This window comes from Thioclava sediminum, assembly GCF_002020355.1.
In the GTDB taxonomy this organism is placed as follows: domain Bacteria; phylum Pseudomonadota; class Alphaproteobacteria; order Rhodobacterales; family Rhodobacteraceae; genus Thioclava; species Thioclava sediminum.
Genome location: NZ_MPZV01000002.1, coordinates 311,573 through 325,622, shown reverse-complemented (window position 1 = coordinate 325,622; position 14,050 = coordinate 311,573). Strand labels below are relative to the sequence as shown.

13 protein-coding genes are annotated in these 14,050 nt (G+C 62.0%); 6 read left to right on the top strand and 7 right to left on the bottom strand.

Annotated elements, in window-relative coordinates; genetic code table 11:
- Positions 1–14: 14 nt before the first annotated feature.
- The gene (locus tag BMI91_RS08775) at positions 15–998 is read right to left on the bottom strand and encodes a glycosyltransferase family 2 protein (protein ID WP_078604697.1); all 984 of its coding nucleotides are present in this window, start codon (positions 996–998) and stop codon (positions 15–17) included.
- Positions 995–2,101, bottom strand: a complete 1,107-nt coding sequence (locus tag BMI91_RS08770; RefSeq protein WP_146684037.1) for a nucleotidyltransferase family protein — start codon at positions 2,099–2,101, stop codon at positions 995–997. Before BMI91_RS08770 ends, BMI91_RS08775 begins: the two co-directional genes overlap by 4 nt.
- A 346-nt stretch (positions 2,102–2,447) precedes the next feature.
- Here BMI91_RS08770 and BMI91_RS20285 point away from each other — a divergent pair, with 346 nt between their 5' ends.
- The 6 genes from BMI91_RS20285 (at position 2,448) to BMI91_RS08745 (ending at position 8,079) form a co-directional block, all read left to right on the top strand.
- A complete protein-coding gene (locus BMI91_RS20285) occupies positions 2,448–2,582 on the top strand; it encodes a hypothetical protein (RefSeq protein WP_256365664.1) in 135 nt (44 codons plus the stop codon).
- Positions 2,583–2,669: 87 nt separating this feature from the next.
- Positions 2,670–2,942 carry a PqqD family protein gene (locus BMI91_RS08765; protein WP_078604695.1) on the top strand — a complete coding sequence of 91 codons (273 nt, stop codon included), beginning with the start codon at positions 2,670–2,672 and terminating at the stop codon, positions 2,940–2,942.
- Between the two features lie 40 nt (positions 2,943–2,982).
- Complete coding sequence (locus tag BMI91_RS08760; RefSeq protein WP_198453201.1) at positions 2,983–3,390, top strand: lasso peptide biosynthesis B2 protein; 408 nt, start codon at positions 2,983–2,985, stop codon at positions 3,388–3,390.
- Positions 3,387–5,276, top strand: a complete 1,890-nt coding sequence (locus tag BMI91_RS08755; protein WP_078604694.1) for an asparagine synthetase B family protein — start codon at positions 3,387–3,389, stop codon at positions 5,274–5,276. Before BMI91_RS08760 ends, BMI91_RS08755 begins: the two co-directional genes overlap by 4 nt.
- Positions 5,273–6,259, top strand: coding sequence for a phosphoenolpyruvate carboxykinase (ATP) (locus BMI91_RS08750; RefSeq protein WP_078604693.1), 987 nt, complete (start codon positions 5,273–5,275; stop codon positions 6,257–6,259). The genes BMI91_RS08755 and BMI91_RS08750 overlap by 4 nt, the downstream gene beginning before the upstream one ends.
- Positions 6,256–8,079, top strand: a complete 1,824-nt coding sequence (locus tag BMI91_RS08745; RefSeq protein ID WP_078604692.1) for an ABC transporter ATP-binding protein — start codon at positions 6,256–6,258, stop codon at positions 8,077–8,079. The genes BMI91_RS08750 and BMI91_RS08745 overlap by 4 nt, the downstream gene beginning before the upstream one ends.
- Positions 8,080–8,100: 21 nt before the next feature.
- On the opposite strand, the gene BMI91_RS08740 is transcribed toward BMI91_RS08745, so the two are convergent.
- Genes BMI91_RS08740 through BMI91_RS08720 form a run of 5 tightly spaced genes read right to left on the bottom strand, consistent with a single transcriptional unit; the run spans position 8,101 to position 14,018 of the window.
- Positions 8,101–8,445: a hypothetical protein gene (locus tag BMI91_RS08740; protein ID WP_158522120.1), complete on the bottom strand. Its 345-nt coding sequence runs from the start codon at positions 8,443–8,445 to the stop codon at positions 8,101–8,103.
- Positions 8,446–8,456: 11 nt separating this feature from the next.
- Positions 8,457–10,898, bottom strand: a complete 2,442-nt coding sequence (locus BMI91_RS08735) for a GNVR domain-containing protein (protein ID WP_146684035.1) — start codon at positions 10,896–10,898, stop codon at positions 8,457–8,459.
- Positions 10,895–11,875, bottom strand: a complete 981-nt coding sequence (locus BMI91_RS08730) for a glycosyltransferase family 2 protein (RefSeq protein WP_078604690.1) — start codon at positions 11,873–11,875, stop codon at positions 10,895–10,897. Before BMI91_RS08730 ends, BMI91_RS08735 begins: the two co-directional genes overlap by 4 nt.
- A complete protein-coding gene (locus tag BMI91_RS08725; protein ID WP_244176593.1) occupies positions 11,872–12,861 on the bottom strand; it encodes a glycosyltransferase family 2 protein in 990 nt (329 codons plus the stop codon). The genes BMI91_RS08730 and BMI91_RS08725 overlap by 4 nt, the downstream gene beginning before the upstream one ends.
- The gene (locus BMI91_RS08720; RefSeq protein ID WP_078604689.1) at positions 12,858–14,018 is read right to left on the bottom strand and encodes a hypothetical protein; all 1,161 of its coding nucleotides are present in this window, start codon (positions 14,016–14,018) and stop codon (positions 12,858–12,860) included. The genes BMI91_RS08725 and BMI91_RS08720 overlap by 4 nt, the downstream gene beginning before the upstream one ends.
- Positions 14,019–14,050: the final 32 nt, after the last annotated feature.

Sequence of the window (14,050 nt, the reverse complement as noted above, 5' to 3'; positions counted from 1 at the left end):
CCGCAGACCGCGCTTTAGTCCTCGGGGCGAAGCAAGAGGCGGAGCGTATTCGTCACCGGTGCGGCGGGTTGCTTTTGGGCACGCAATTTGTCCCGCAGGATACCCGACGCGATCGGCATGAAGTTCCGCGGCGGCTTGATAGAGAAGCCGAAGGCCGCCCCGAGACCGTCCTGCGCCTTGATGTCGAGAAAGCGCCGCAGCAGGTAGCGATCGCGGATCTGGTTGCGATGCCGACGCATGGCGGAATTCGCGGCGCGGGGGACTGATTGGTCGTCGAGATGTGCCGATGCCGCTGTCATCAGCGCGCCGAGATCCTTCGTCCCGTGCCGGCCCGAGAGCGAATTTTCCCGCACGCGTGCAGCGTAGCCGCATTCATTGGTGACAAGGAATTTCGCACCGCGCGCGAGCATGCGCACATAGAAATCGAAGTCCTCGCCCAGCCGCAGGCTTTCGTCATAGCGCAGAGCGTGCCGCTCCAGAAAGGCACGCGACATGAGCGGCTTGAGAAAGCCAAGTTCGCCCCGCGTCTCGCCGCGTTTGCCCATGTTTCCTTCGACGAACCCAGCCAGATCGAGTTCGAAAACCCGCGTCTCACTGCCGGGAAGCCGGGTGGGGTCGAAGGCCTGCGCCATATCGGCGGGCACGAAGGCGATATTGTCCGCGATCAGATCCCAGCCTTCATAGGCGAGAAGGCGCGAGAAGCGGCCGGGGAGCAGAAAGTCATCTGCATCGAGCACTGCCAGAAACGGGGACCGAGAGGCGGCGATTGCACGGTTGCGGCCTGCGGCCGGCCCCTGATTACTGTCGTTTCGAAGAACGATCAGACGCGCGTCACCCGCCGCGGCGTCCTGCGCGGCCTCTGCACTTCTGTCCGTGGAAGCATCATCGACTACGACAGCTTCCGCGACCTCTGGCTGTTCGAGTGCGGACCGGACCGCATCGCCGATCGTGTCTTCGGCGTTATAAGCTGTGATTACGACGCAAATCTTGGGGGTCATCGCTTGGTTTCTCCCACTTCGCCGACGGGCTTTCGTGTGCGCGCGATCACGTTAAGGAAGGCGTTCGAGAGGAAGGCCCGATTGCTTTCGCGCACCAGACGCCACAGGTCGCGCCCGCAGAGGCTTGCCAGAATTTCGCGCCGTCTGGGGAAACTCAGCCCTTTCTTCCAAGGCTGAAAGACCATGTCGCGCACGGTTTCCGCAGAACGGTCGGCAAGCAGTTCGTGCGATCGCGGCGGGAGGTCGTCTTGCCCGATGCTGGTGGTTGCGAGGGCCATTGCGAAATCCACCGTTTCCGAGAGGCCCGTCTGTCGGGCGAGCTGTTCGAGCTGATCGCGCTCGTCCAGCTCGAGACTCTCGAATGCCTTGATCATGTCGAGGGCCACAGAGCCCGCAGGTTCATGCGAAAGAAAGGCTTTGCAGAGCGTGATTGCGGCGATCAAACACATGTCTGGCGGGGACGGCACCGGCAGTGTGCTGTTCGCGACCGACTGCCTCACCGCCCGATGCAGGAAGCCCACCAAGTTCCGAGGGCGCGGCAAGCCGGGCTGTTGGACGCTATGGTGCAGGTCCACGAAGATGGGTTGGTCGGGCGCTTCGAAATGGCGTTCGCCGAGGAAATGCACCCACCAGCTGCCGAGTTCGGCTTCGGTGGGCTTGAACCCCGCCTCTTCGAGGATCTTTCCCGCCGCGATCCGGTCCTTGGGCGCGACCAGTATGTCGACATCCCCGGACGGTTTGAAAAGGGGCGTGCCGTAGAGCCGGATTTGCTGCAACGGGCCTTTCAGGTGAAGGTGCGGAATCTGGCCGGCATCGAGCGCTTCGGTGATCTCGGCGGCGAGCTTCAGCCCGCGATTATTCGAAACCATTCCGCGCATGCGTCCGAAGTTGAGCTCAGCGTTCACCTGTACGGCCGCGTCGCCTTGGAGGTCTGGCCACCCGGGGTGCATCAACAGCTTGTTCACGCGCGCGATTTCAAAGAGAAGGCGAGGGTCGGTGCTGGTCGGCGGCGCTTGACCGGATGCCATCTTCCTGAGAATTTCGACCTGTGTCGAACAGTCGCGCCGCTTCACGTAAATGAGCTCTTTCTCCGGAAAGCTCACGCGCCTACCTTCACGAAATCGCGAATCGAATCCATCGAGAAATCAACCCCAGGTTGAATTGCGCGACTTTTTAACTCCCCCAAGGTTGCAATTTTAAATGTCCAGCTTTCTGGCGAAATTTTAACGCGCTCATTTCTTGAGCGGGTTTTCGGACGGGATGCTCGCATATTGGACCCCCTGAAATCGGCCGCGGGAATATTGCCTTGATTTTGCCTGTTATTTTCGCAGCGAACTGAAGCTGTGACGCTCCGAATGGACTAAGGTTTGACTCAAGTGGAGCCTGATTAAAGACTTTAGGAGGCGCAAGCCAAAATGAGTACGTAACGTCAAAAGGGGGTATCTACTGATGAAAACGTATACTCGTCCGCAGCTTCAAAAGCACGGCAAGCTCGAAGACCTGACCCACGGTGCAGGTAGCACCACGATCGCCGACCAGGTGCTGCCGCCCGGTACGGATATTGCGGGTCTTACCTTCTCGTAATTCGTAAAAAAATGAGAAGGACAGGGGCGTGGTCTCGCCTCTGTCCACTCTATGCAACGTGGCTCTCAAGGTGTGGGTGGGTAGTCTATGAATGCAATGTCCCAATATCGGGTTCGTTCCGAATGTGTTGCTTGTCCTTATGGTGACGGCGTCGCGATTTTGGATTTAAATTCCAATGCCTATTTCAGTCTGGATTCGATCGGCGCTATCGTCTGGAATCTATTGGGCGACCAAAAGAGCGTCGAAGAAATTATCGATACGATTTCGGGCGCTTATTCTGTTCCGCGCGACACCGTTGCCGAGGATGTCTCGGTGCTCCTGAGCGACCTTCACGAAAACGGTCTCGTCGAGGCTTCTTGAAATGCGTTGGAGGCGGCCGATCCTTCACGACGCTCGACTGTTGTTCGAGGCGCTCGTGACAGTCGTGCGTGTGCGTGTCGATCTGTGGCGCCACCGCCATGATGCATTGCGCAAGATCGTGGTGTCCAATGCCGCGCGTTTTCCGGAGCCGAAAGCCGCCGACCGCGGCACTCTCGCTGAAATTTCATGGGCCGTGGCGGCTGCTGCGCGTCTCGTCCCGCAAGCGACCTGCTTGACCCAGGCCACGTCGGGGCAGCTCTTGCTCGCACGTCGCGGGATCGACTCCACCGTACGTCTGTCGCTGCCGATGGGCGGGGAAGAGTTTCGTCCGCATGCCTGGTTGATGTCCGACAATATTATCGTGCTTGGTGGAACGCGCGCGGAATTCGCGCGCCATACGCTGTTGAAGAATATGACGGCATTTGCGCAAGGCGAGGCGCGCCCATGAACCGGCCCGCACTGCATTGCGCAATTGGCGGTTTCGCGGATCCCGCCAAGCTGGCAGCCGTTCCCGAGCTGCGGAACGCCGTGGTTGAAGCATCCGCGCGGTCTTCGGTTCTCATGTCGGGGCCGCAGACGACGCGCAGCGCAACCGGCGCGCTTGTCGCGGCAGACCTGGACCTGACCCACCTGAGCGACACGGCGCGGCGTCTGGCGATGCCGCCAAACAGCTCGGCCATCGAACTTGTTGCCGCAGCCTATGATCGCTTCGACGACGAGCTCGGCCATGTGCTCGAGGGGGCTTTCGCGATCGCAATCTGGGATCCAAAGCGCGCAACTCTTCTTGTCATCCGGGACCGGTTTGGTCTCAAGCCGGTGGTCTACCGGGCCAATACGCGCGGGCTTGCGTTGGCGAGCGATCCCGAAGCTGTCATCGCGGTGACCGGGGAACGCCCCGAGCATGACGTCCTCTGGATCACCGAACATCTCTCGGGGCAGCTGACAAATCAGACGCGCACGGCTTGGAAAGATATCGTCCGCTTGCCTCCGGGAAAGCTGATGCACTATCGCGATGGCACCCTGTCGCCCCAGCGCACGTGGTGGAGCCTCGAGCCCCGCGACCTGAGCGCGGCCGAGCAAACTGACGAGGCCTTGCGAGATGCGCTCTCGGACGCCACCGGCGAAGCAATGAGCGGAGGCTCCGCCGCCGCGATGCTCAGCGGGGGCCTGGATTCGAGTTCGCTGGCGATCCTCGCATCGCGCTTGTCGTCGGAACCTTTCCCGACCTACTCGCTGCGGTTTCCCTCTGCGCCTGAACTCGATGAGGGCGAATATATCGATGCCGTTCTGGAGGCCGGAAACTTCCGGCCCAAGATGTTGAATGGCGGCGTTGGAACAGCACTCGATCCAACGCTTTCGGACCTTTTTCTGACGAACCAGCAACAGCCGTTTCCGGGCTTTGGCATGGTAACGACGCACACGATCTGTTCCGCGGCGCGGGCGGATGGGCATGCCGTTTTGATCGACGGGCATGGCGGCGATGAAGTCATCGGAGGCGCGTCCTTTTCCTATCTCAATGAACTCGCCCGGTCCGGTGAGTGGGCGAAGCTTTGGACGTTGCTGCGCAAGCTGCACGGGTTCGCGGGTGGCCGTGGTGCGGTCGCGTCTTTCGTGATGGCCTATGCGCGCCACGGCGGAAACCGAAGCGCCGCGAAATTGGCGGGTCGGTTGCAGCGTCGGCTTTTCAGCTCGAGCGATCCGGCCCAACCGGATTGGTTCAGCATCGTCGCGCCGGAGCTGGTTTCGCGTTTGGATCTGCGCGCGCGTTCCGAAGCGGCGAGCACCGCACTCTATTCGGATATGCCGTTTGGCTTTGCGACGCATGCGCGCGCGCTCGCCGGGGATCTGACGCCGAGCGCGTTCGAGCTGCTTGATCGAGCCACGCGCCCCATGGGGCTGCAGTTGCGGTTTCCGTTCTACGACCGGCGCGTCGTCGAGCTTTGCGTAAACCGATCCGATGTGGACAAGATAAAGAACGGACAGCCGCGCGCGCTGATGCGCGATGCGATGAAAGGCATCCTGCCGGAGCATGTCCGATTGAGATCGACGAAGGTCGATTTCACCGCCAACAATCGCCGCGCGATGCGCGAGGACCCGCAGGGACAGTTGCGGCGGTATATCGACAACCCGCCCGAACGACTTGAGCCATACGTCAATATTGCGCGTCTTCAGGAGACTGCGCGGGCGCTTTTCGACTCCTCCGCCGATGCCGGTGGATTGGAGGTCATGCAGCTCTGGCGCGCTGCTTGGCTCGACATGTGGCTCGAGCGCGAAGAACGCGCCCGCCAACCGATTGCATATGGAATAGAACCGATAAGGGAGGTCCACGCGTGACCGAACTCGAACATATTGAAGCCGCGCAAGAGCTTGGCACCCCCGCATATTCCTACAGCACATACGGCATGCAGGTTGTTTCCGATATTGAACTCCCGGAACTGGCCTCTGTCGTACCCGGCTCGGTTGCGGAGCCGCGCAGCTTGCGCATTCGCCGTGTGCCGGTGGAACTGCCCGAAAAGGCCAGATCTTTGCCGACCTGGTACGAGTTCGGGGCCTCAGAAACACGGTTCTACTGGCAAACCGTCGGGGCCTTCTCCGTCAATCTCGATGGCACGGAAATTCTCTGCGAGCCCGCAGAGGGTGTCAGCGACGACCTCATCGCGTTTCCGCTGCTCGGTCCGATCCTGTTCGAGGCGCTCCGGCGTCAGGGGCATTTCGTCCTGCATGCGAGTGCGGTCGCCCTCGGGGGGCAGGCCGTCGTTCTGATGGCGGATAAGGGCACGGGGAAGTCGACCTCCGCGGCGGCATTGCTGAATGCCGGTGGCAAGCTCCTTGCAGATGACCTCGTCGCCTTTACGCCGGACGGTGAGGTTCTGTCGGGCTTCGGTCAGGTGAAGCTGTCCGACGCGGCCCTTGAGGCGCACCGGCCGCAGAAATCGGTCGCGCGGGGCGATGTGCATGCGGCAATCGACAAGAAGCGGGTGCAGCTTCCTCGCGATGCGACGGCAGAATATGCGGCCCCCGCCGTGCGTCTCTACATCCTCGAACGCGGAGAGGGCGAGATGGCTTCCACCGCCGACGTGGCCGCCAGCCAGTCGCTGCCCGCGATCCTGCGGTTCTCCTACGGGGTGCGCTTCGGAGAGAACCTGCTGTCGGGAGAGCCAGCCAATCGCCATTTCCGGGACGCCGTTTCGCTTGCCGGGCGGGTGAAGGTCCGCATCCTGCGCCTTCCCGCAACGCTTGACGCCATGACGACCCTCGCGGATGCCATTCGCGCCGATCTGAATACGGATCGCGCAATGACCGGAGACGAGGATTGAGCGACGTTCTCTCCGCCAGAGCGTCTCTGAGCGAGGCGCGCAACCTCTTCACGACGATGCGTCGTGCGGCGGGCAACAAGCTCTATATCGCCTTGGGCATGTTGATGCTGAGCAGCCTCAGCGAGGGCATTTCCGTCCTTCTGCTTCTGCCGATCCTGAGCCTCGTGTCCCGTTCGGAGGAAGGCGCACCGATCATCGAGATCACTGAGCGCGACTTCATGGGCGTGACGCTTCCGGGCTTCACGCTCCCGCTCGCCGTGCTGCTGGCAATGCTCGTCTGCTTTCTCATTCTGCAGGCTTTGTTCAACCGAATGCGCACGGTCTATGTCACCGATATCCAGCTGAGGTTCTCCGCGATCTTGCGGCATGGATTGTTTTCCGCCATCGCCGAGAGCCGGTGGGATCATCTGGTCCGCCAGCGCAACGCCGATCTTGAACATGCGCTGGTCGGCGAGGTGGAGCGGGTTCGGATGGCATCGATGTTGTTGATGTCGCTTATCCAGGGCTCTGCATCGCTTGTGCTCTACGTGGCGCTGGGGCTCATGATTTCCGTGCCGATGACGGTGTTATCCGCCGTATTTGGCGTCGTCGCCTTTCTCGCGCTCAGGCCCTACCGGAAGATGTCGGCGGAATACGGTGTGAAGCTGCAGGGGCTCCGGCGCGATCAGTTTCGTGCGGTCTCGGGTTTCCTGTCGGGGCTCAAGACGGCGAAAGCGATGAACCTCGAGGAGGCGGAGATCGCGGGGTTCGACGCGATCCTCGACATGGAGCGGACGGACACGCGCGAATTCGCGCGGCGCACCGCAACGGGCTCCGGAATTTTCCAGATTGCCCAGGCGATCGGCGCGGTGATCTTCATTTACCTGTCGCTCGTGCAGCTCGGCCTCGCGATTTCCGAGATCGTGGTCTTGCTGCTCGTGATGATGCGGCTGGCCCCGCGGTTCATGACGCTTCAGCAGCAGGCGCAGATGTTTCTGGTGAATTTGCCGGGGTGGCAGCATATCCGAAATGTCCAAGGTGAGATGATCCGCCAGCGCGATGTCGCGGCGGGATTGCCGATCGCGACGCGCGCGCCATGGCACGAGATCCAGTTGGAAAGCGCGTCCTATCGTCACGGCGAAGACCTGCCGCGTGCCTTGGAAGATGTCAGCCTTACGGTTCGCGCGGGGGAGGTGACGGCGCTGATCGGGCCGTCGGGCTCTGGGAAATCGACCATCGCGGATCTGATTTGCGGCCTCATTCGGCCCGAGACCGGCAAGATCCTCGTAGACGGTCAAGACCTCGATCCGATGGATATTCGGAGCTGGCGGCACCGGATTTCATACGTCACGCAGGACACCTATCTGCCACCGATGACGGTGCGCGAAGCTCTGCAGGTTGGCGCGCCGGAGGCGGATCAGCAGGACATGGAGGCGGCCCTCCGCGTCGCGTCTGCAGACTTCGTCTTCACGCTTCCCGCGCAGCTCGACACTCTGCTGGGGGAGCGTGGCGTGCTGTTGTCAGGGGGCGAACGCCAGCGGATTGCGCTGGCACGTGCTTTGCTGAGAAAGCCCGAGCTGCTGATCCTCGACGAGGCGACGAGCGCGCTCGACTGGCAAAGTCAGAACCGTATCGTGGCGAACCTTGCGAAGATCGAAACCCCGATGGCTATCCTCACGATCGCGCATCGTTATTCGATGGTCGAATTCGCGGATATGGTTTTCGCGTTGGAAGAGGGTCGGATCGTCGAAAGCGGTGCGCCTGCGATCCTGCGCACCAAGCCCGACGCAAGGTTCATGAAAATGCGTGATGCCGAACGCAGCACGAGCCGCGCGGTGTGACATTAAACGGTGCGCTGAAGCTCAGCGATTTTCCTGATTGAGGTAGGCGCCGCGCGAAACTTGCGACGTCGTATTGTCGTCCGAAGCCTCGCGACCGGCTTGCGCGCGCCCTTGATTCTTTCTCCGGGCCGTTTCCTCGCGGGTCATGATGGCGACGAGGCCGACGTACAGGATCTGACCGAGAAAGAAGATCGCAATACACAAAATCGCGACCATTCCCAAAGACATGCCATTCCAGAACCCGACCGCGCCAGCGATGATCGTGACAAGAGTCAGGACGACGAGAAATGGCATCAAGCGCATGGCTTGGCACTCCGAAACTTGGGCTGGGTTCAAGCGGTTACCTTCTCGATAATAACCGGTCAAGCATTTGAAATTCAATTGTTGCGTGTGTTGGTATTTGTGCCGCGCATTTCGGGCTTGTCCCAGCTTTTTCCCGGATCCCCGAAATATCCGTTGTAATCTTCGAAATAGGCCTCGGTGCTGGAGACGTCGACGAAGTCACGCAAGTCTTCCATATCCACGCGGTTCAGCACCGTTCCCAAGAGGCGCTCGCGCAAAGCTGCATTGGCCGAGAGGATGCGGTTCAGCATCAACTTCGGCGTCTTGCCCCAGCTTGCCACGAGGAGCACGGTGTCGAGGTTCGGGATCATGGCACGCGCATCGACGATCGCGCCGAGCGGGGCGAGGTCGATGATCACGAAATCGAACTCGCTGCGCACCTCGGCGATTAACTCGCGCATGCCGCGTGAGGACAACAGCTCTGCGCTGTGGGTGAAGCCATTCGGCGGAATGCAGGGCAGGATATGCACACCGGTGCCTTCCACCTCACGCACCAGGTTGCGCCAAGGCGCGCGGCCGGCGAGCACTTCGACAAGTCCGTCGCCATGGCGGAAGCCGAGGCGCTGGCTGAGCCCCGGGCGCCGGATGTCGCTATCGATCAAGAGCACCCGTGCGTTGGACATGTTGAGCACGGCAGCCAGATTGAGAGAGACCGTCGATTTGCCTTCCTCGGGACGTGCGGAGGTGACCCCCAGAACGATTGCCCCGGTCTCGACCGGCGCGCGGATTTCTGCGGCGAGCCGCACGCTGCGCAAGGTTTCCGCGAAGAAAGATCTGGGGTGGCGCACGGCGTAAATGGCGCTTTCACTGGTCGAATGCGACCCGTTTCTCGGTTTCGAGATATTCTCGGCGAGCCCGTCCCGCAGGTTCTGGAACACGGCGGTGCTCGTGATCGATCGGACTGGTTCCGACTGCGCCGACGTTTCGAACTCCGGCAGATAGCCGAGGAACGGTCCGCCGGTTTCGTCCTGAACGTCATCCGAGGTGCGCAGGAAACGCTCCCGCCATTCCTGCCAGGCCGTGATCATCATCCCGATGATCAGACCGAGCACGATCGAGATCGCAAGCGCGCGCTTCGTGCTCGGGCCGACCGGGTTGCGCGGCACGTCCGCCTTGGTCAGGATCCGAACGTTCGAGACGGGGAAGGATTTCTGTTGCTCGATCTCCTGAAACTTCGTCAGGAAGGCCTGGTACAGCGTCGAGAGCGTGTCGGCGCGTTGCTGCAGCGCGCTATATTGAACCTCGACGGTGCCGGAACTCGTGTCGCTGTCGATCGCGAGGCCGAGGCTGTTCTTGAGCGCATCGACCTTCGCTTCGGCGCTTGAAAGATCGCTTTTCGCCTGCGCGCTCCCTTGTTTGAGAAGGGTGAACAGGCGTTCCGCAGCGGCCTGAACCTGCCGTTGGACGACCTTATACTGCGGGTGATCTTCGCCGAAATTGGTCTTGATCTGATTGAGCATCGCCAGGGAGTCGGTGAGCGTATCGCGGGCTTGCTGCAGGGCCGGGTCGCTCCCGCCGCCAACCCCTGTGGAGCCGCCATCGACGAGGGCTTGGACCCCACCGGCAATGATCTGGTTGTAGGTATCGACGCGCGCCCGAGCGCGGGCCACATCGCTGACCGCATTGGCCATCTCGGCATTGAGCTGGACGACGGAATCCTTTGTCATCGAAACGCCGCGCGAGGAGACGAGCCCATGCTCGGCCCGGAAGGTCTCCGCATCGAGCGCGGCTTGTTGAGCCTGATTTTGCAGCTCCGTCAGGCGGTCCTGCATCCAGTTCGTCGTCCGCTCGGTCGCTTCGAAATTCGCGTTGAGGACATCGGCGATGTAGCCCTCGGCGAGCGAATTCACGATCGCGGCGCTCATGGCCGGATCGTAGGACTCGTAGCTGATAGAGATCACGGAGCTTCTGCCGACACGCCCGACATCGATGCGCGCTTGCAGGGCGCGCGCGGCGAGGTCTTGCCGCGCGGCGGTGATCTGTTCGGGCGTCAGAGTGGTTGTGCCGCTCGGTTCGGGCTTCGAGCGTAGCCAGTTGATCGGTGTGCGGATCGTGTTGATCGCGCCGCCGATCAGCCGGGAAAACAGCGAGCTCGGCGGCGACGTGAAGGAGGGATTGTCGAGAAGGTCGAGCTCCTTCACGACCGATTGCGAGATCCGGTCGGAGCGGATGATCAGCCGGGCATCCTCAAGCGCGGACTCGCTGAGATTGTTGCTCTCCGAAGCCCCGAGCTGTTCGATCGACCGGCTGATATTCGCATCCAGCAGCAGCAGTGAATTTGCAAGGTAACTGCGCGGCGTGGTCGCCAGATAGATGATCCCGAGGATGCCGAGGATCACGACGGGAACGATGATCGACCACCGCCGACGACGCAGGATACGCGTGAGCTGGCCCAGCGTTACGGTCTCGGGCGGTTTCGAGATCGGCCGCTCGAGATCGTTGCTGGTATCTGCGAATTTGAATTGCGTCTGTCTCAAGAGGTCGTTCCTCGCGCGTTGCGCCTTGAGGCTGTGTTGTGCGTGGCATCGGCAGATGCGCCGCCATAGATTTCCGTTCGGCTTCCGCCGGCAAGTCGCCAGACGACGCCGATATGCAGGGCCGCGCGCATCAGATTCCGGTTGCGCGCCAGGGGGGCGGTGACGTGGCCCAGCGAAAGTCCGAGGCAGGCAAGTGCTTTCGCACCGGCGCGTCCGAGTTCGATCATTCGTGCAGCGAACGTCTTGCCCTGCGAGACCAGAACGGCATGGGTCTGGCCCATGCGGAAGCGGCGCCGCAAAAGCCACGAAAGTGTCGCACGCTCCGCAGGGACATCCTCTTCGAGCCAAGCGTCCGGGGCGTAGGCAAGCGTCCCGCCGCGGCGCTTGATCTGGTCGAAGAAGATCGTGTCTTCGCCGCCGCTGCGACCGAATTCGGGATCGAACCGCAGGCCAGAGACGGCGGGGTGCTTCAGATCGAGCAGGACGTTGCAGGTGTAGCCCGCGCGCACGCGCCCTTCGCTATCGTGCTCGGCGAGGGTGTCGTGGATATGGCCTGCGCGCATCCACTCGGGGGCCGCGTCACTGTGGTAGGCGCGCACGGGGCCGATCACCGTGGCGCTCTCTTCGGATTGGCGCGCCTCCATCAGGGCAGGGAGCCAGCCGGGTAGGGCGCGCTCGTCATCATCGAGGAAGGCGAGGCAGTCGAGATCGCGGACCTCAGCGGCGTCGAGAACCGCATTGCGCGCGATCGAGATGTTATGGGCGGGCGCGTGCAGATAGTGCAGCTCGAAGGGAAGCGGCACCGAACGAACCCGGTCTTCGGACGAGGGTTCAAGATCGTTATCCGCGACGATGACGCAGATATCGAGGTCCGGCGGGAGCGTTTCGGCAAGCGAGGCGAGGGTGTCGCGCACGATTTCGCGGCGATAAGTACACAGGCCGATGCCGATCTTGTCTTTGTGCTTCGGACTGGTCACTCGGGCACCCCGCGACCGATGGTTGGCATGCTATTGCCCAAAATTTGCGCCCAGAACCCCGCGGACCAGGCCAGATGCATGATACCCGCAATCGGGCCAGCCGTGAGATTGGCGAGACGCTTCGTTTGGATCGCGATCGCCAGTCCAGCAACCGCACAGCCCAGAAGCCAGACGATCGCGGGTAGGACGAAGATCGGGTGCAGCGGGGCCAGCACGACAAGAGCGAGCGCCGGTGCCAGAGCTGCGACGATCGCCTGTCGCATTGCCGGGCGTTCCCGATGCAAGGCAAGAGTGCGGGCGCGTCCCTTGCCGAACCGGAAATATTGCGACGCGAGATCGCGCAGGGATTTGCGCGGGAAGTAGCGGACGAAGGTGCTTGCGGTCAGCCAGATCTTGAAGCCCGCGCGGATCAGGCGGTGATCGAGTTCCGCATCCTCGTTATGGCTGAATGTGGTGTTGTAACCTCCGACCGAGCGAAATGCGCTCAGCCGAAACAGGGCATGATGACCGTGAGTGACCCAACGGCCTTCCCCTGCGCCGCGATGTGCCGACCCACCATTCCCAAAGCGCGAATTCTGAGCCCGCGCGATCTGGGTCTGTAGCGGGGACACCCCTTCGGCATGCATACGGACGACGACGCTGTCGGCGCCAGTCTCAATGGCCTCGCTCATCAGCGTTTCGCAGAAATCGCTCGGGTAGGCGCTGTGTGCGTCCACACGGATCAACCATTCCGCCTCGTCGCCGAAACGCTCCACGGCGAGGTTGACCGCTGCGGCCTGCAGCTTGTCGGGATTGTGCAGCAGGACGATTTGCGGCGTTTCCTGTGCCATTTTCTCGACTATGGCGCAGGTCCCGTCCGTCGATCCACCGTCGGCCACTATGACGGTCGCGTCTTGGGCGCGCGCGAAGGGCAGCAGCGCCGAGATGACCGAGGCGATATGGTCGATCTCATTCAGCGTAGGGATGACGATGAGGATGCGGCTCACGATTGCGCCTCCCGCAGATGCGTGGCGTCGCTGCGAGGCGCGCCAAGCGTGGGAAGATCCGCCAACCAGGACACGAGCGCGCGGCATTCTGCGTGACCCGCCTCCCAGGTGGAGCGTGGCTTTGCAGCGACCGCTTGCCGAAGCTTCTGGAGATCCGCATTGCTCAGGTCGGTAAAGGCTTGCGCGACCGACGCGCTCGACGGTTCTGCCACCTGAACCCCGATGCCGAGAGTTTCGGTACGTCGTGCGACCTCGGTTCCCGACAGAACCACCGGGACCGCACCATGCAGGCAGCCTTCGTAAAGGCGATTTGGCAGCAGCCAGTCCGAATTCTCTCCGGCCTCGTAACGGTCGATCAGCCAGGCAAGATCGACCGCGTCGTAAATCTCATCGAGATCATCGGGCGCGGAATAGGGACCGCCAAATTCGAGGTCGGGATTTGCTGCGACGCGCTCATGGAAATCCGGGAGTTGATCGAGCGCCGGACGTCCGCGCATTTTGACCCGGAAATGTCCCGGTGCGTTGCGGGTGAGTTCGTCGAGCGTGTCCAGCGACCAGCGGCAGCGGAGAATTCCATTCCAGCCGATCTGCAACGGCCCCTCCAGAGGGCGCGTGCGTGTGCTAAGCTGTGCCGGCTCGAGCGCGAGCGGCTTGTTTTCAATCAGGCACAGGTGCGGCGCGAGCTTCTCGAACGGCTGAGGGTGGCCGCGCTTGAACCCTTCCGAGGAATACAGAAGCCCCGATGCGGATTTGAGCGCCGCCGCTTCAATGGCGCGGATTGCCTTGGACGCCGGACCGTTCCCCGACAACAGGCGATGCACGTCGAGCAGTTCGTAGACGAGACGTACCGCCGGTGCGCGTCGCTTGAGAACCGCGCCGAGCGCGAGCATTTCGAGATTGCGAGCGATGATGACATCGGTCTCCTGGAGGGTAGGGAACCGCTTGGCGAGACCGGGGAGGGCCTTGAGCACCGAGAGCGCGCGCTGGGCCATTTTCCCATTCGCTGTGTGCCCGAGAATGAGCGCGGGTTCCGGTAGTGGCCGCGCTGAGCGTTGGAACCCCGCAAGCGTCACCTCGGCGCCGCCAGCGCGCAACATCTGAACGCGTCGCCAGATCGCGGCATCATCGAGGTCATGAACGAGGTAGATCAAACGCATCTTGAAAGCCGTCTTCCCTGCGCTCACGCTGC

What these genes read in the sequence shown, in the direction of transcription:
- BMI91_RS08720 (WP_078604689.1), bottom strand. Translation starts at nt 14,018, where the DNA reads ATGCGTTTGATCTACCTCGTTCATGACCTCGATGATGCCGCGATCTGG.
- BMI91_RS08775 (WP_078604697.1), bottom strand. Translation starts at nt 998, where the DNA reads ATGACCCCCAAGATTTGCGTCGTAATCACAGCTTATAACGCCGAAGAC.
- BMI91_RS08765 (WP_078604695.1), top strand. Translation starts at nt 2,670, where the DNA reads ATGAATGCAATGTCCCAATATCGGGTTCGTTCCGAATGTGTTGCTTGT.
- BMI91_RS20285 (WP_256365664.1), top strand. Translation starts at nt 2,448, where the DNA reads ATGAAAACGTATACTCGTCCGCAGCTTCAAAAGCACGGCAAGCTCGAA.
- BMI91_RS08755 (WP_078604694.1), top strand. Translation starts at nt 3,387, where the DNA reads ATGAACCGGCCCGCACTGCATTGCGCAATTGGCGGTTTCGCGGATCCC.